General features: G+C 67.2%; 17 protein-coding genes. 9 read left to right on the plus strand and 8 right to left on the minus strand.

Features of this window, described 5'->3' with window-relative positions; all coding sequences use genetic code 11:
* Window positions 1–4 precede the first annotated feature (4 nt).
* Window positions 5–4,324 (minus strand): DEAD/DEAH box helicase, encoded by a 4,320-nt coding sequence (locus tag ACYQ4T_RS23400; protein WP_459859012.1) that lies wholly within the window; start codon window positions 4,322–4,324, stop codon window positions 5–7.
* A 160-nt stretch (window positions 4,325–4,484) separates the two neighbouring features.
* Between ACYQ4T_RS23400 and ACYQ4T_RS23405 the strand changes: the two genes are divergently transcribed.
* Window positions 4,485–4,781, plus strand: a complete 297-nt coding sequence (locus ACYQ4T_RS23405; RefSeq protein WP_459859013.1) for an ArsR/SmtB family transcription factor — start codon at window positions 4,485–4,487, stop codon at window positions 4,779–4,781.
* Window positions 4,778–5,257 (plus strand): SRPBCC family protein, encoded by a 480-nt coding sequence (locus ACYQ4T_RS23410; protein ID WP_459859014.1) that lies wholly within the window; start codon window positions 4,778–4,780, stop codon window positions 5,255–5,257. The genes ACYQ4T_RS23405 and ACYQ4T_RS23410 overlap by 4 nt, the downstream gene beginning before the upstream one ends.
* Here the strand turns inward: ACYQ4T_RS23410 and ACYQ4T_RS23415 are convergent.
* A complete protein-coding gene (locus ACYQ4T_RS23415) occupies window positions 5,254–5,463 on the minus strand; it encodes a hypothetical protein (protein WP_459859015.1) in 210 nt (69 codons plus the stop codon). The two genes, ACYQ4T_RS23410 and ACYQ4T_RS23415, sit on opposite strands and share 4 nt — an antisense overlap.
* 115 nt (window positions 5,464–5,578) lie before the next feature.
* Window positions 5,579–7,036, minus strand: a complete 1,458-nt coding sequence (locus tag ACYQ4T_RS23420; protein WP_459859016.1) for an aromatic amino acid lyase — start codon at window positions 7,034–7,036, stop codon at window positions 5,579–5,581.
* 176 nt (window positions 7,037–7,212) lie between these two features.
* Between ACYQ4T_RS23420 and ACYQ4T_RS23425 the strand changes: the two genes are divergently transcribed.
* Together ACYQ4T_RS23425 and ACYQ4T_RS23430 are read left to right on the plus strand one after the other, a co-directional pair.
* Window positions 7,213–7,377 carry a hypothetical protein gene (locus ACYQ4T_RS23425; protein WP_459859017.1) on the plus strand — a complete coding sequence of 55 codons (165 nt, stop codon included), beginning with the start codon at window positions 7,213–7,215 and terminating at the stop codon, window positions 7,375–7,377.
* A 104-nt stretch (window positions 7,378–7,481) separates the two neighbouring features.
* Window positions 7,482–7,946 (plus strand): hypothetical protein, encoded by a 465-nt coding sequence (locus tag ACYQ4T_RS23430; RefSeq protein ID WP_459859018.1) that lies wholly within the window; start codon window positions 7,482–7,484, stop codon window positions 7,944–7,946.
* A gap of 4 nt (window positions 7,947–7,950) precedes the next feature.
* Here ACYQ4T_RS23430 and ACYQ4T_RS23435 read toward each other — a convergent pair whose 3' ends face one another.
* A complete protein-coding gene (locus ACYQ4T_RS23435) occupies window positions 7,951–9,024 on the minus strand; it encodes a hypothetical protein (protein ID WP_459859019.1) in 1,074 nt (357 codons plus the stop codon).
* Between the two features lie 82 nt (window positions 9,025–9,106).
* On the opposite strand from ACYQ4T_RS23435, the gene ACYQ4T_RS23440 reads away from it, so the two are divergent.
* Window positions 9,107–10,075, plus strand: coding sequence for an isopenicillin N synthase family dioxygenase (locus ACYQ4T_RS23440; RefSeq protein WP_459859020.1), 969 nt, complete (start codon window positions 9,107–9,109; stop codon window positions 10,073–10,075).
* A gap of 2 nt (window positions 10,076–10,077) precedes the next feature.
* On the opposite strand, the gene ACYQ4T_RS23445 is transcribed toward ACYQ4T_RS23440, so the two are convergent.
* Window positions 10,078–10,506: a DUF1330 domain-containing protein gene (locus tag ACYQ4T_RS23445; protein WP_459859021.1), complete on the minus strand. Its 429-nt coding sequence runs from the start codon at window positions 10,504–10,506 to the stop codon at window positions 10,078–10,080.
* A gap of 190 nt (window positions 10,507–10,696) precedes the next feature.
* Between ACYQ4T_RS23445 and ACYQ4T_RS23450 the strand changes: the two genes are divergently transcribed.
* A complete protein-coding gene (locus ACYQ4T_RS23450) occupies window positions 10,697–11,338 on the plus strand; it encodes a hypothetical protein (protein ID WP_459859022.1) in 642 nt (213 codons plus the stop codon).
* Here the strand turns inward: ACYQ4T_RS23450 and ACYQ4T_RS23455 are convergent.
* Window positions 11,335–12,537 carry a DUF2336 domain-containing protein gene (locus tag ACYQ4T_RS23455; protein ID WP_459859023.1) on the minus strand — a complete coding sequence of 401 codons (1,203 nt, stop codon included), beginning with the start codon at window positions 12,535–12,537 and terminating at the stop codon, window positions 11,335–11,337. The two genes, ACYQ4T_RS23450 and ACYQ4T_RS23455, sit on opposite strands and share 4 nt — an antisense overlap.
* 215 nt (window positions 12,538–12,752) lie before the next feature.
* On the opposite strand from ACYQ4T_RS23455, the gene ACYQ4T_RS23460 reads away from it, so the two are divergent.
* The 3 genes from ACYQ4T_RS23460 (at window position 12,753) to ACYQ4T_RS23470 (ending at window position 14,067) form a co-directional block, all read left to right on the plus strand.
* Complete coding sequence (locus ACYQ4T_RS23460; protein ID WP_459859024.1) at window positions 12,753–13,052, plus strand: hypothetical protein; 300 nt, start codon at window positions 12,753–12,755, stop codon at window positions 13,050–13,052.
* A gap of 226 nt (window positions 13,053–13,278) precedes the next feature.
* A complete protein-coding gene (locus tag ACYQ4T_RS23465) occupies window positions 13,279–13,491 on the plus strand; it encodes a cold-shock protein (RefSeq protein WP_459859025.1) in 213 nt (70 codons plus the stop codon).
* A 267-nt stretch (window positions 13,492–13,758) separates the two neighbouring features.
* Window positions 13,759–14,067, plus strand: coding sequence for a hypothetical protein (locus ACYQ4T_RS23470; RefSeq protein ID WP_459859026.1), 309 nt, complete (start codon window positions 13,759–13,761; stop codon window positions 14,065–14,067).
* Between the two features lie 9 nt (window positions 14,068–14,076).
* Here ACYQ4T_RS23470 and ACYQ4T_RS23475 read toward each other — a convergent pair whose 3' ends face one another.
* Window positions 14,077–14,958, minus strand: a complete 882-nt coding sequence (locus ACYQ4T_RS23475) for an alpha/beta hydrolase (protein WP_459859027.1) — start codon at window positions 14,956–14,958, stop codon at window positions 14,077–14,079.
* Window positions 14,955–15,497, minus strand: a complete 543-nt coding sequence (locus ACYQ4T_RS23480; protein WP_459859028.1) for a PAS domain-containing protein — start codon at window positions 15,495–15,497, stop codon at window positions 14,955–14,957. Before ACYQ4T_RS23480 ends, ACYQ4T_RS23475 begins: the two co-directional genes overlap by 4 nt.
* Window positions 15,498–15,538 lie beyond the last annotated feature (41 nt).

Raw genomic sequence — 15,538 nt, forward strand, 5'->3', positions numbered from 1 at the left:
TTTCCTAGCCGAGATCTGCAAAATGGCGTGGGGCGGCGGAGCGCAGCAGTTTCTTCTTCGCCTCCCAATGCTCGGCCGGTTCGAGGCTCGGGGTGTATTCCACCTTGCCGCCGGAGAGCGTCGCCATCGGTATGCCGTCCTTGAACAGGACGCGATTGCCGGTCAGCGCGCTGAGTTTGCTGCCGGGCGTCAGGATGCCGACCAGATTCAGGGGATCGGCGCCGGAGATCGAGACCCACGCCCCGTCCGGCGCCTTGCGGCGCACCTCGCGCAACGCGCCGACTGCGTCTGGCAGCGCGTATTGCTCGCCGGAGAAACCGGCGACGAAGCGGCCGCCGCGAATCTCGCCGCGCGCCTCCATGCGCCGGTAGACCTTCAAGAGCTCGCGCCAGGGCGGCAGGAAAGCCGCCTCGCGCCCGAGCAGCCGCCAGAACACGACGCCGTAGCGGCGCAGCAGCGTGCGCGCCATATGCTCGACCGCGGCGTCGCGGAGTTTCGGATCGGCCGATTGCGTCGCGCGGCGCATCAGCGCCCAGCGGCCGCCATTGTCCATGTCGAAGGGCAGCACGTGGCCGCGGCGCCGCGCGCTGCCGAAGGGCTTCCGCTTCTCTTGCGGGACGAGGAGCGCGCGCAGGCCGCCGAAACTGTCGGAATTCACCAACCCGAGATTGACCAGCTCGCCCAGCGCGTCCTCGACCTGCGGGCGCAGCAGGCCGCATTCGGCCACCAACTCGTCGAAGAAGGAGGCACCGTGCGCCTTCAGCGCATCCAGCACCGCCTGCGCCCGCGGGCTCGGTTCGAGATTGGATCTGGTTTCGCCGACCAGCGCCGTCCAGAGCGGCGCGGAACGGCGCTCCATGATTGAGATCGGCGTGGTGCGGACCGGAGAGGCGACGCGGTCCTTGTCCTTGCCACCAACCGCCGGAGTCAATCGCGCCCAGGACAAACGACCGGAGAGGCAGAGGTCGTCGAACCAGCTCGGCTCATAGGCCTTGATCCGCGCGGGCAGGATCTCGGTCTCCCAGGCCCCGGCCGGCGCCTCGAAGCCTTCGAGCCCGGCCACGGCAACGGTCATCGCATCCGGACCCTCGAGCCGCGACTCTTCGGCGACGCGCTGCCATTGGAACAGGAAGCGCAAGAAATCCTTGGCCGCCACCGGCTCGATCTCGGCGCGCAGGCGCCGCAGCGTATAGTGGTGGATGCGCGAGAGCAGGCGGCGGTCGCACCACTCCTCCGCGTTGCCGCCGGCGCTGAAGCGGCCGCGCATCACGAAGCCTTCAATCTCCAACGCGCTCAAAGCCGCCTCGACATCGGCGGCTTCGAGCCCGAGCGGCATGGCGAGCGAGGTCGCCGTCACCGGGCCGAGGCCTTCAAGGCGGCCGCGGACGACCTCGATTAGCGCCTCCTCGCGGGTCTGCGCGAAGGCCTCGCCGCTGGCGACCGGCGGGACGCTCGCCGCACCGGGCCAGACCAGGCGGAATTGGTTCAGCCGTTCGGTGGCGATCCAGAGCCGTGCATTGCCGGTTTCGAGACGCGTCACCCGCCTGTCCGCCGCGAGCGCGCTCAGCCAATGCAGCCAGTCCGGCGCCGCCCGCGCCTCGTCGTTGCTGACGCAGCCCAGCCAGAGCAGGGAATCATGCAGCTCCTCGGCATTGGCCGGCTCCGGCCAAGCCTCTTCCTTGACGCGGATGATCGCCTCGCTGTCGAGCCGGCCGAGATCGGCGGCGCTCTCGGCGTCGAGCCAGCGGCGGCCCATGACGGCCTGGGTGCGGCGCTCTTCCAGCGGTGCGTCGTCGAGGAAGGCATAGGGCCGTGCGGAGAGGACTTCGAGCGCCAGCGGCGACGGCTGGGTGAGATCCGCGGCGACGATGCGGATCTCGCCGGCCTCGATCCGCTTCAGCAGCGTTTCCAGGCCCTCGATGTCCATCGCCTCGTGCAGGCAGTCGTAGATCGCCTGGTTGGTCAGCGGATGGTCGGGGATTTCGCGCTCGCCGACCAGGTTCTCGGCGCAGGCGATCTGGTCGGGGAAGACAGCGGCGACCAGGTCTTCGGCCTGCATGCGCATGAATTGCGGCGGCACCTTCTTGCCGCCCTGGAAGCGCGGCAAGGCCAGGGAGACGCCGGCGACCCAACGCCAGCGCACGTTGAACATCGGCGCATCGAGCAGAGCTTGCGTAAGGATCTGCCGTACGCTGGAGGAATGGAGATAGCGCGCGACCTCGGCCAGATCGAAGCTGTGCGCCGAGGTGAGCGAGAGGACGATGTTGTCCTCGGTGGCCGCGGCCTGAAGCTCGAAGTTGAACTTGCGGCAGAAACGCTTGCGCAAGGCAAGGCCCCAGGCGCGGTTGATCCGGCTGCCGTAGGGCGTGTGGATGACGAGCTGCTGGCCGCCCGCCTCGTCGAAGAAGCGTTCGAGGACGATGGTGTCCTTGCTGGGAATGGCGCCGAGCGCGGCCTTGCCGGCGGCGAGGTATTCGACCTCCTGCTCCGCCGCGGCTTCGGCGATGCCGACCTCCTCGATCAGCCAGGGCAGGACTGAATCCGGCTTGGCCTCCAGGCGCTGCGCAATCTCCTTCCTGAGGCGCGAGACCGAATCCGAAAGCTCGTCGCTGCGCCCCGGCGCCTCGCCGAGCCAAAAGGGAATGGTCGGCGGCTGGCCATGCGCATCTTCGACCCGCACCTGGCCGCGCTCGACCCGGATGATCTGGTAGGAGGCATTGCCGAGCTGGAACACGTCGCCGGCGAGGCTTTCGATCGCGAAGTCCTCGTTCACCGTACCGATGACATGGTTCTCCGGCTCCAGCAGGACTTGGTAGTCGGCGGTGTCCGGGATCGTGCCGCCGGAAGTGAGCGCGGTGAGACGCGCGCCGCGGCGGCCGCGAATAATCTTGTTGATCGTGTCCCAGTGGATCAGCGCGCCGCGCCGGCCGCGGCGGGTGGTGAAGCCCTCGGCCAGCATCTTCAGGACTTCGCTGAACTCCGCGCGGGTCAGATCACGATAGGGCCAGGCTCGGGTGAAGCGCGCGAAGAGATCGTCCTCGCTCCAATCCTGCGCCGCGCATTCGGCGACGATCTGTTGGGCGATGACGTCGAGCGGTTTGTTCGGGATATCGAGCTTGTCGAGCTCGCCGCGCCGCACGCTGTCGAACAAGGCCGAGCATTCCACCAGCTCGTCGCGCGACAGCGGGAAGAGATGGCCTTTCGGCGTGGCGCCCACCGCGTGGCCGGATCGGCCTACGCGTTGCAGGAAACTTGCGATGCTGCGCGGCGAGCCCAGTTGGCAGACGAGATCGACATCGCCGATATCGATGCCGAGCTCCAGGGATGCCGTGGCGACGAGTGCCCGAAGCTGGCCGAATTTCAAGCGTTGCTCGGCGGCGAGGCGGTGCTCCTTCGCCATGCTGCCGTGATGCGCGGTGACCGCGGTCTCGCCGAGGCGCTCCGACAAGGCGCGGGCCACCCGCTCCGCCATGCGCCGGGTGTTGACGAATACGAGCGTGGTGCGATGCGCTTCGATCAGTTGCTGCAGCTGATCATAGACATTGAGCCAGCATTCCGCCGACATCACCGCTTCCAGCGGCTGACCCGGAACTTCGATCACCAGCTCGCGGTGGCGCTGGTGGCCGGTATCGACGACGCGCACCTTCGGCGCGCCCCCTGCTCCGCCCGTTCCCACCAGCAGGTTCTTCACCGCGTCGATCGGCTTCTGGGTCGCCGAGAGACCGATGCGCAGCAGCTTGTCGCCGCAGAGCGCCGCGAGGCGTTCGAGCGAGAGCGCCAGATGCGCGCCGCGCTTGTTGCCGGCCATGGCGTGGATTTCGTCGACGATCACCCAGCGCGTGGTCTCCAGCATCTTGCGGCCGGATTCCGACCCCAGCAGGATGTAGAAGGACTCCGGCGTGGTGACGAGAATGTGCGGCGGGCGCTTTGCCATCTTCGCGCGTTCGGAGGATGGCGTGTCGCCGGTGCGGACCCAGGTCGAGATCTCGACATCGGGCAGGCCACGCGCCTTCAGCGCGGCGCGGATCCCGGCGATTGGCGCTTCGAGATTCTTCTGGATGTCGTTGGAAAGCGCCTTCAGCGGCGAGACGTAGACGATCTGCGTCGCGTCGGTCAGCGTGCCGTCTTGTCCCTGGCGCACCAGCCCGTCGATCGCCGCGAGGAATGCCGCCAAGGTCTTGCCCGAGCCGGTGGGCGCCGCGATCAGCGTGTGCTCGCCTGCCTTGATCGCCGGCCAGGCCTGCGCCTGCGCCGGCGTCGCTTCCGGGAAATGCCGGGTGAACCAGTCCGCAACGGCGGGATGGAAGAGGTCCGGAGGCAGCATTATCGGGGGTCGCAGCTCCATGCGGGGCTCGGGTGATCTCTACAAATGGGATGCTGAGAACTATTTGGCAACAGAAGCAGAGCCACGTCCAGCATGCTTCTCATGACAACCGTGCAATTCGGGGATTGATTCTTCTGTAAGTTACAGCTTACTGTAAGTAATGACTTACGCCTCTGCATTGGCAGCCTTGGCCGACCCGACCCGCCGGGCGGTGTTCGAGCGCTTGGGTTCAGGCCCGAAACCGGTCGCCGATATCGCGCGCGGCCTCACGGTCAGTCGGCCGGCGGTGTCGCAGCACCTGAAAGTGCTGAAAGCGGCCGGCCTGGTGAGCGATCGGCCGGACGGCACGCGTCGCATCTACACGATCGACCCGAAGGGGCTCGGCGCGTTACGCGCTTGGCTGGACCGCTTCTGGGACGAGGCTTTGGAGAATTTCCGCACGGAGGCGGAGCGATGAACGACAGCCGTTCACTCACTATTGCGCCGGTGCGCAAGTCGCTGCTGGTGCGCGCGCCGCAAGTCCACGCCTTCGAGGTCTTCACCGCCGGCCTCGACCGCTGGTGGCCGAAGTCACATCACATCGGCCCCGCGGAGCCCAAGCAGGTCATGATCGAACCGCGCGTCGGCGGCCGCTGGTTCGAGCGGACCGCCGACGGCACCGAGACCGCCGTGGGTCACGTCCTGGTCTGGGAGCCGCCCCAGCGTTTCGCGGTCAGCTGGGAGATCAACGGCGAATGGCAATCGGACCCAGGCCTCGGCAGCGAGGTTGAAATCCGTTTCATTGCCGAAGGCCCGGACGCAACGCGGGTCGAACTCGAGCATCGCCTGTTCGAGCGCATGGGCGCCGAGGGCGGAACCAAGATGCATGACTCGGTCGACCGCGGCTGGCCCGCGATCCTCGCGCTCTTCGAGCAGCTCGCGTCGAAACCCTAAGCGGCGCGTCCGGCGTGGATGGTCAACGATTGCTTGGCCAGCCGGGGATGTTGCGCCAGCCATTCCGCGGCGCGGGTCTGCGCCTCGATGAAGGCCGACATCGGATTGACGCCGCCGGTGATCAGCATCTCATGGGTGCGACAGTCCGCCGGCGCCGATGCACCAGCGGTGGACAGGCAGGCGACCAGAACTGCGGTGTACAGCACGTTTGTACCCTCTTCTGTTGTCAGCCGCGCCCTGACGGCTCCGCATAGGGTAGCCCGCAGCCCGTTAAATATGCATTGATTTGTGCGTCGCAGCAATAGCCGCAATCACAATAGGTTAGATGCGTAGCGTCATCCCAAAGATCGAGACGCCAAAATAACCGCTGAGGGCATGCAATTGGGGTCCCAGCACGCGATCGTTGGTGACGACCGGCACGTTCTCACGCACCTTGCCGAGCAGATTACGCAGCGCGCCGGATTGAGGCGTCCGATTCGTCAGATGCAGGGCCTGCGAGGCCACCACGGCCAGGACGGCGAGCGCGCGATCGAGCGTCTCGCCCGCCCTCTCCGCCTTCGGCCAGGCCAGGAAGACCGGCGAGGCGACATCGTCCTGCCCGAAGACCGAGGCATCGACCGCCGGGATGAAACTGCGCTGGGCGAGCGCGCGCGCCTCCTCGACGAAGCCGGCGATCGCCATCGGCAGATAGCCGAGCGCGCCGTGGCCGTCGCTCTCCGAGGGATCGCGGTCGCCAAGCAGGAAATCGGAGTAGCCGGAGACGCGTCCATTCAGCAGGCCGGCGACGAGACGCTGGCAAAGCAGGCAGAGGTCGGCCCAGACGCCGGTCACGTTGTCCATCGCCGGCGCCGCCAGCGCATTGTGGAAGCCCCCGGTGCTGATGCAGCGTCCGAGCAGGTGATCGTCATCCGGCTCGAGATAGGTCGGGTTGTGGGTGACCGCTGACAACGCGGTTTTCGCGATCGCCTCGGCCTGGCCGACCGCCCAATGTGCCTGCGCCAGCACCGCGGGAATGATCCGATAGCTGACCGGCGCCTGATGGCTGCGCGATTCCGTTGGGGGCGCGCCGAGGAGCGCGTCGAGCGCATCGAAGGCCAGGCGATGGTAGGGCCCGCCCCAGAGATTGCCGAGCACCGGATCGTAATGCTCGCGCGGCGCGCCGAAGGCGAGGATCGCGAGCGCCAGCACCTGCTGGACCAGATCGAGCCTGCGGCGGGCGGCCAATGCCGCATCGGCGACCAGGGCTGCGGCACAAGGCGCGCCGTTGATCAAAGCGCCCCGCTCGGCGGGCAGGAGATCAAAACGTTCGGAGAGCGCTGCGTAGAGCGGATAGGTCGCGAGGATCTCCCCTGCCCCGCCTTGCCCGGTACAAGTGACGGACGGGAGTGAGCCGGTGTTCAACAAGGCGATCAGCGCATCGGCCAGGCGCGGCGTGGCCGCCGCATGACCGTCGAGGATGTTGGCGAAGCGCGCCAGCACCATCGCGCGCACCACGCGGAGCGGGAAGTCCGCGCCGAAGGCGACCGCGGCCGGCAGCGGTTTCAGCCGGGCGAGCCGCGCGATCTGTTGATCCGTCAGGCGACGGCGGATCATCTCGCCCTGGCCCTGATTCACCCCATAGACGGCCTGGCGCGGATCCTTCAGCAGGTTCTCGAAGTCCCGGCGGCGCGCGGCGATGCGATCCTTGGCGGCGGTGGAGAGCTCGATCGGCTCGTTGCGCCAGGCGACGTGGTGCACGAGGTCGAGTGTCAGATCTTCACGCGCATTCAGCTGCAGCACTATCATCTCCCCCGGAGGCGGCACTGACAGGAAGATACCAGCATGCGCGCGGCGCAACAGCTTGCATAAGAACCGGGGGTCGAGATCGACCGGGGCGGATGGTGATCAAAGTCACTCGCGGTATCGAGCCGTGCTGGCCATCCTCTCCCCACCAACCTCAACTCCGGAGACATGAATTGGCGAAGACCCCCTCAAAGAAATCCACGCGCCCCGCCGACGAACTCGTGAAGCCGGTCAGCCGGCAGCTCGAGCAGAACGAGCTGGAACAAGTGTCGGGCGGCAAGGTGACGATCACCGATTTCCACTTCACCCAGAAGTCGGACAAGGCGTCGCCGCAGTAAGCGCAACGCGCCACGCAGCGGGCGCAATCGGGCGTGAACCTTCCATCGCCACCCGGGTTGTCGAATCAGCGGAATATTCCGCCACACGACGCGAGGAGAGGCCGATGAAGATCACCATGATTGCGCTCGGTGCCGGTGCGGGTTGCCTGCTGATGGCGGGCTCGGCGATGGCCGGAGCCTGCACGTCCCAGATTGATGCGCTGAACAAGCAGTTGGCGGAGACCGATGCCGGCATGGGGGCGACAGGAACCGGCGCCGCCGGCACAATGGAACAGGGTGCGGCCAATCCGGTGAGCCCGAGCGGTCAGCCGCAGACGCCGACCACGCCGGCGACCGGCGCCATGAACGAGGCGAGTCAGAACAAGGCCACTTCGGCGCAGGACGTGCAGAACCAGAATACCGGCCAGGGCACGATGGCCGACCAGGCCTCCAACGCAGCCACCGCGGCGGGCGTCAACAAGTCAGCCGCCGCGTCGCTGGAACGGGCGAAGATGCTCGACCAGGCCGGCGACGAATCCGCCTGCATGGACGAAGTCACCAAGGCGCAGAAAGCGCTGTCGCAGCCCTAAGAGATCACGGTCCGACGGCCGCTACCAGCTTCTCGGCGAGGCTTTGCGCGTTGGGTGGACGCAGGCGCTCGACGCGCTCGCCGAGCAGCGTTTCGAAGGCCGCGATCCCGCGCGGGGTATAAGTGACGGCCCCGTCCTTGTCCAAGGCGGCGATGCCGTCATAGGCGAGCGCCGTGGCGTTGATGCCGAGCGCATGTTCGAGATCCCAGGCGGCGGGCAGGTCGACCTCGGCACCGCGGCGATTGATCTTCACCGGGTAGCCGCCGAGCAATCCGTTCGGCGCCGGCACATGGAGATCGTGCGGGCGATCGTCGCCGAGCGCCGCCAGCAGATCGAGCGTCGCCGATGCGGCAATGCGCGCTTGATCGGCCTCGGCCACGGGCGGCACTTTCGCTTTCAGCTTGTCTTTCACGGCCAGCGTGATGTCTTGGCCGTGCCAGGTGACTTTCAAAAGGAAGGGCGGCAGCTCTTTCGCATTCCTCTCACCCGCGAGACAATCCGCCAGCGACGCGCCGGCTACCAGCCGGACCGCGATCTCCTGCACCGGCGCCTTGGCCTGCTGCGCGGCGAGAAAACGGATGCGCGGGATGCAGGTGGCGATGCCGCCGCTGCCCGCGGTCGGCCCGGCGCCGGTCAGATGCAGGACGGCGTTGACCAGATCCGGCTCGCTGGCGCCGACCCAGGGCGCGCTCAAGCCGGACTTGGTCCAGCATTCGCGCAAGCGCAGCATCGGCGCGAGATGGCAGGCCAGCCAGATCCCTGAAGGCAGCGCGCGAATCTTGGGATCGGCGGCGCGGATGCGGCGACGTGACAGCAAGGTCGGCGCCGCGAAGGCGACATCAGGCGCGATCTTCTTCAGCGTCTCGGGCGCCGTCGCGGCATTGAAGTCGAAGGGCACGAACTCGATCCGCGGGAACTCGCCCTCGAGCGCGGCGCCAATCCGCGCCGCCAGGACCTTCGCCCGCCCCTGCTCGGCATCGCGGGCCGCGAGCACGATATGGGCGAAACGCCCGTCGCGCGCGACCGCGTCCAGGACCGCCCCGGTCAGCGCGCCCAGACCGATCAAGAGAAGTTTCATGGCCGACCCCGAAAACCCCGGAGAGGCCTATCCTGTCTGACCGGGCTCGGCAAGGGTCGGTGCCTGGGCTAGGATCAGTTGCATGATCCCCTCGATTGACGTCAGCGCCCTGTTTCAGGGGGCCTCACCGGCGCGCAACTCCGCCGACGCCGCCCTTGCGTCCGCGGCGCGGGAAACCGGCTTCCTGATGGTGACCGGTCTGCCCGGCAATGTCCTCGCCGCGGCTATGCGCAAGCAGCTCTTGGCGATCTTTGCCCTCACCGATGCGCAGAAGCGCGCGCTGTGGCGGCGGAGCTTCGCGCCGGAGAATCCCAACGTCTATCGCGGCTGGTTCCCGCTGCAGGAGGGTCATCCCACCTATAAGGAAGGCATCGATATCGGCCCGGACCTGGTGCGCACGCTGCGCCATGATCCCGCGGATCCCTTGACTGAGGCGACACCGCTGCCGGACCTCCCCAAATGGCGCGCGGCCGCGGCCGAATACTACCGGACGATGGAAACAACCGGCGCGCAGTTGATGCAGGCCCTGGCGCGCGGCCTCGCCCTCCCGGAGACGGTGTTCGACGAAGCCTTCCGCAACGGCATCTCGACCTTGCGGCTGATCCGCTATCCGGTGCGGCGCATGGATGCCCTCGACCCGGCGCACCGGGTCGGCAGCGGCTACATGCTCGGCGCGGCGCATATGGATTCCGGCTTCGTCACCCTGCTCGCACAGGACGGCGTCGCCGGACTCGAGGTCGAGGACCGCGGCGGAAACTGGATCGGCGTCGCGCCGACCGAAGGCGCGCTGGTGGTCAACTTCGGCAAGCTGCTGGAGCGCTGGACCGGCGGCAAGATACGCGCGACCCGGCATCGCGTCATCGGCTCCGGCGCGGAGCGTTTCTCGATCCCGTTCTTCTACGAGCCGGCGGTCGACGCAGTGATCGCGCCGCTCGGCCTCGGCGACGACTTCGCGCCGGTCACCTACGGCGACCACCTCTGGGAGGCGACGACCAAATTCATCGAACAGCGCGGCATCGCCCATCTCCGCAGGCCGCGCGCCGCGCAATAAACTCACACCGGCAGCTCCGAAAGCGGCAGCAGCCGGGAATCTTCCAGCGCCGCCGTGCGGTGACCGAGGCCGGCCAGATAGCCCGCGTGACTGGCGAAGGCCATGAAGGCCTGGACGCTGCTCTGGCGCACCAGCATGGCGCGGTCCCAGCGCTCCCCCGGCGGGCCGATCAGGAACCCTCCCCCGGCACCGAGGAACAGCAGTTCCCCACCGCTTTCCTTCAGGTAAGGCAGGGTGTGCGCGACATAGAGCCCGAAGGCCGCTTCCCCGCTGATCGGCGCCGGCGGCGCGAGTTCCGGATGGGCGGCATAGTCGGCCGTCTCGCGGAAGCGCAGCAGGTTCAGCATCACCACCGGCCCGGCGATCCCCCGCTGCCAGAAGACGCGGCCGGCCTCCTGCGTCGGCTCTAGGTAAGTCGTTAACTTGGCCATGGGCGCGGCCTCGAGCTCTCTGTTCACCACGTTCTTCCTTGTCTCATGTGCCGAACCGGCGCAATGAGTCCGGCGGGGCGCGACAATCTGCGTTAGTTTTAGGGGGATTGGCGCCGTTGGAAAACCGGGCGACGATCGTTATCTAGGGGATTTAAATCGGCGCAAGGGCGCGAAGACTCTGTCGATAAGAATGCCAGATCAGAAAGAAGTGCAGCGGTTGCTCGGGTTCGCGCGGGAGCACGCGCGGGCTGCTTTGGCCAAGCCGGAGGTTCAGCGCGAGTCCTATCTCGCCTTCTGCAAACTCAACTTCATGCGCTATGCCCGGAGTATCTCGAAGAATGCCGCGGAGGCGGAGCGCTTCGCCGCGGCGCTGGACCAGGCGACGCGGGACATCATGGCCGAGATGCGGGACCCGGCCGCGGCGCAGCACCCTGAACGCGTGTCGCCCTGGTACCCCTTGCGTGACGACGCCGTCGAAGGCGCCCTGGATTCCGTCACCGTCTATGAGGCGGCGATCGAGCCGCCGCCGCCATCGCCGCCCGAAGACCAGCCACCGCAAGACCCGAGAAGCTCTCTCGTCATCGCCGAAGAGCTGTACCGCCAGGACCACGAACGGCTTCATATCCCGATCGAGGTTCCGGTCCAGCATCAGGAAGCGGTGGCGGCGGAGGAAGAAGACCGGCAGGGAGCGAAGTTCGGCTTCGGCGGCCTGGAGCGACCGCAGCCGCTGCAGCCCGCTCCGGTGCCCGAAGCCGACCCGGAATTGAAGCGCAAGGTGCGCGACATGCTCAAGGCACGCGCCGCGGCAGCAAAGACCGACGAAGGGTCCTAGGCGCCGTTTCCAAGATAGAGGCCGAGCTGCCACTCCATGTCGGCGTGGGCGATCGGATAGCCGCCGCTCACGGTCGGGGCGAGCGCGGTTTGCGGCGAGATGCCGCCGACGCTGGTCTGCAGCGACTGGGCCTGGGCCGCGGAGAGACCGGCCTTCCAGGCCAGAGCCACCAGCGCCTTGGGGTTCTTCGAGGCGAGGATCCGCATGGTGACGTCGGTCGGGATGCCGGCGCGCAGCGAGATCGCCGCGCCCACCGGGCCGACCTTGCCGCTCTTCATCACCGTGGTCAGGAATTTGTCGGCGGCCGGCTTCACCACCGGCGCTTCCTCCTCCCGCCTCTTGGTGAGCTCGGCCATGCGCCGCGCGACCATATGCGAGAGCGCCGCCATCGCCGCGTCATCGAGGTCGTTGCGCGCCGCCATGGCCTCGGCGATCGCGTCGGATTCGATCGACGCGACACGGCGCATGTGGTCCGAGCTCAGGTCCTTGCGCGCGGCGAGCGGGCCATGCCAGCCGTCGTAGTCGGGGGCGACGTCGATGATCTTGTGCATCGTGCCGGCGCCGATTTTCGCCGTCTCGTTGGCGAGCAGGTCGGCGACGGCGGATTCTTCGCCGGGCGTCGCGATCGCCCGGTTGACCAGCAGCTCGGTGACGCCCTGGCCGACATTGCGCCGCTTGGCGATCGCATTGAGCACGCCCTTGATCGGGCCGCTGTTCATGATGTCGACGAGATCGTGATCGCCGAGCATCGGCGAGTTCTGCAGGATCGGCGCCGCGACCTTGGCCTCGATGTCGCGCGCCAGCGCCTGCACCACATGCGGCGGCGCGTCGATCGACTGCTTCAGCGCGCGCGCGATCGCCTCGCGGACCCGGCCGGAATTGTCGGCAGCGAGCGCCTCGATGGTCTCGATGGTGAGCGCCTGCTTCTTGGCGCTGAGCGCCGGGAGCTCGACCGGGCGGACTTCACCGAGCTTCTCGCCCACGCGCGCACGGACGGCGTCGTCGGCATCGCGGGCCAGCTCGATATCGGCTTCGCGCGGGGCGTGGTGGTTGGCGGCGACCGCCAGCCGCACGCCGGCATCCTGGTCGCGGCAGAGGAAGAACAGTATCTCGGGCGCGACGTCGTCCCGAGCGGCCAAGCCACGGCGCGCGTCGACATCGGCGCTGCTCGCCAGCCGTTTTGCTTCCTCGTATTGCATTCCCTCTCCGGCGCAGCCCGACTCCGCGCTTGGGCGGGCCCCCGGGACCGCCCACCACTATTAACCGTATCCGGCGTTAAAATCGTATTACCAAATCGTTTTAGCCGTCCAGGCCGGACTGCCTAAAGGATTGGGCGCTATCGTCTTTCACCCGCCGCCGACCCGTGCTAGAGACCTCCCTGATATCCGGCGCTGACATCTCGATTGGAGCGATCTTGAGCGACGACCTCCGACTTTGGACCACCGACGAACAGGGCCAGCGCGTGCTGCGCGGGCTGACCGCCGAGCAGACCGAATGGTACGAGGAATACACCGAGAAGGAGTTGGCGCAGCGGCTCGGCGTCTCGAAGCCCTGGGCGACGCCCGAGGCCTTCGAGGCGGACAAGGCGCGCTGGAAGGAGCTCAACCGCACCCATGAGCTGGCGCGGGCCGAAGTGATCCACAGCGACGACAACAAGCGGATCGCCGAGGAGGAAGCCAAGCCAGGCTTCAAACGCGCGAAGCGGCGGTACTAGGTCCTGCGGCAGCCTGTCACCCGCCACCCCCTTGCAATTGGGGGAAATCATCTCTATATGAACGCCTGTCGATAGACGGCCGGAATGATTTGGGCCCGCGCTGAAGACCCCTTCCTCGGAAGCTGCTTCACGCCACGCTGATATCTTCTCTCCTGAAAAACGCAAATTCGACGGCCGGCATTCATGTCGGCAGCATTAGACAATTGTTTGAGAAAGGGTTTCCCATATGGCTTCGGGAACCGTGAAGTGGTTCAACGTTCAGAAGGGCTTCGGCTTCATTACCCCCAATGACGGTGGTAAGGATGCCTTCGTCCACATCAGCGCCGTCGAGCGCGCCGGGCTTGGCAACCTGCGCGAGGGCCAGAAGGTCAGCTACGAGCTGGTCTCCGACCGCAAGACCGGCAAGATGTCGGCCGACAACCTGCAGGACTTGGACTAACCATCCGAGATTCCGGACGGGCACAACCGGCAGTCTTTCGCTCGCGTCGACCACGGATGTACTGGCGGCAGAGCAAGAGACTGAAATGGTGACCTGATCCGGACGGTGCGCGCCGCGCTTCTCCTCTCTCAGGGAAGACAGGCGAGGCGCTGCACCATGGGAGCCCCGCGCGCGGACCCGCCAGGGTCGGTCGCGGGGTTTTTCGTGTCAGCAATGGCCAGTCTTTAAGGAAGGAATGGCGTCATGATGAATCGAGGAAGACAGAGCATGCGTTATCTGGGCGGCCTGCGCGGCGCGGGCACTTTGCGCTGCAAGGGCCAGGACGTGGCCCCGGCGGATTACGCGCTGGACGGCTATCTCATCCCGCCCGCCGGCGTCGCCGGCAGCGGCGAGATCCGCATGACCCCGGAAGTGCTGAAGAAGGTGTTCGGCCGCCGCGATCTGGAGCTCGTCACCGAGAACGGCCGCACCCTCGCCTTCCGCTTCTCCGACAAGAAGCTGCATGCCGGCGACGACGCCGCGCATATCGACGTGACCGGCGGCTTGCCCGAGGCGAAGAACTGGCGCGCGGCGTAAGCGCCGCGCCTATCGGGCTTCCCGCTCGAGAAACGCGGCGATCGCGTCGCGCAGATCACCGCCGGGATACCAGGGCGAGAGCTTCAGCAGCACGCCCCGATGGCGGAAGCCCGCGACCTCGCGCAGAGTGACCGGGCTCCCCGCCGCCTCCAAATGCCGCGCCAGACTGCGGCTGTTTTCCGGATCGACCGTTTCGTCCTGATCGCCCGTCACCAGGAAAACCGGCGGCGCGCCCGGCGCCGCGAAGGTGACCGGCTGGGTCTGTCTGATATCCGCTGCGGCGCCGAAGATCGCGCGCTGCCGATCGCCGTCGAGCGTGAAATCATAGGGGCCGGCGATCCCCACCACGCCACGCAGCCGCGCCGCGTCGAATCCCGCCGCTTCGCCGTAACGCCGGTCAAGCGCCAGCATCATGGCATTATAGGCGCCGGCCGAATGGCCCATCAGAAAGATGCGCCGGGGATCGCCGCCGTATTCGGCGATATGGTCCTGGGTCCAGCGCAAGGCCGCGGCGCCGTCCTCGAGGAAGGCGGGAAACGCCACCTCGGGGCTGAGCCGGTAATCCGGCACCACCACGGTGAAGCCGCGGCCGGACAGAGACTGGCCGATGAAGCGCTGGTCGCCGCGCCCGCCGCTGCTCCAGGCGCCGCCGTGGAAGAACACGACCACCGGCGCCGGCGCCGCTGACGATGCGCGGTAGACGTCGAGCTTCTGCCGCGGCAGATCGCCATAGATAATATCCGCGTCGCGCTGATAGCCGCTGCGGTCCGCCAGCCAGTTGAAGGCGTCGATCGGCCGCTTCACCATGAAGGTGACGCCGAACGCGATCAGCCCGGCGGCTATGATGATGGCCAGCCTGAGGACGAGCTTGACCGGCCGGCGCAGACTCAAACCGGGTCGTCGTTCTTGCGGCTCTGGGCGCGGAGCAGGACGGAGGACGGCTCGACCCGCGGGTGGTCGCTGTAATCGTGATAGAACAGCAGGATCATGTTGACGTTGTTGTCGTCTTCGGAGAGCGGCAGGAAGACGACATCCTCGTTCTCGATCGAGCCGTCCGCGACCTCGAAGTCGCCGCGGTAGCAGAACGGCGCCCGGTGATCGACCGGGTATTGGTAATGCTTGAAGGCGAGCTCGCGGTTGGGGCCGAAATAGCCCTCGCCCACCGGCCGGCCGGTCGGGTCATAGCCGCGCAGCGCCGCTTCCTCGGTGCCGACCAGGCGATAGACGAAGCGGCGATCGTCCGGCACCACGTCGACCAGGCTCACCCGCGCCAGATATGGCTTCAATTCGGCGGGATCGATGTCGGCGCGGGACGGCATCCGCCGCGTCCCCGCCTTCGACCGCCAGTAGGCGACCACCGCCCGCACCTCCGGATGGCACTGGGCGATCAGCGCCTCGATCTCGGCCGCGGTGGGACTCTTTGAAGCCAAGGACGGACCTTTCCTTGCGCGGGAATCGGCGTCGCGCGGAA

The organism is Dongia sp. agr-C8 (assembly GCF_054658695.1).

Excerpts from the sequence above, each read along its gene's own strand:
- ACYQ4T_RS23440 (WP_459859020.1), top strand. The coding sequence starts at position 9,107 with ATGATCCCCTCGATTGACGTCAGCGCCCTGTTTCAGGGGGCCTCACCG.
- ACYQ4T_RS23435 (WP_459859019.1), bottom strand. The coding sequence starts at position 9,024 with ATGAAACTTCTCTTGATCGGTCTGGGCGCGCTGACCGGGGCGGTCCTG.
- ACYQ4T_RS23410 (WP_459859014.1), top strand. The coding sequence starts at position 4,778 with ATGAACGACAGCCGTTCACTCACTATTGCGCCGGTGCGCAAGTCGCTG.
- ACYQ4T_RS23405 (WP_459859013.1), top strand. The coding sequence starts at position 4,485 with ATGACTTACGCCTCTGCATTGGCAGCCTTGGCCGACCCGACCCGCCGG.
- ACYQ4T_RS23450 (WP_459859022.1), top strand. The coding sequence starts at position 10,697 with ATGCCAGATCAGAAAGAAGTGCAGCGGTTGCTCGGGTTCGCGCGGGAG.
- ACYQ4T_RS23465 (WP_459859025.1), top strand. The coding sequence starts at position 13,279 with ATGGCTTCGGGAACCGTGAAGTGGTTCAACGTTCAGAAGGGCTTCGGC.
- ACYQ4T_RS23455 (WP_459859023.1), bottom strand. The coding sequence starts at position 12,537 with ATGCAATACGAGGAAGCAAAACGGCTGGCGAGCAGCGCCGATGTCGAC.
- ACYQ4T_RS23470 (WP_459859026.1), top strand. The coding sequence starts at position 13,759 with ATGCGTTATCTGGGCGGCCTGCGCGGCGCGGGCACTTTGCGCTGCAAG.
- ACYQ4T_RS23445 (WP_459859021.1), bottom strand. The coding sequence starts at position 10,506 with ATGGCCAAGTTAACGACTTACCTAGAGCCGACGCAGGAGGCCGGCCGC.
- ACYQ4T_RS23400 (WP_459859012.1), bottom strand. The coding sequence starts at position 4,324 with ATGCTGCCTCCGGACCTCTTCCATCCCGCCGTTGCGGACTGGTTCACC.
- ACYQ4T_RS23430 (WP_459859018.1), top strand. The coding sequence starts at position 7,482 with ATGAAGATCACCATGATTGCGCTCGGTGCCGGTGCGGGTTGCCTGCTG.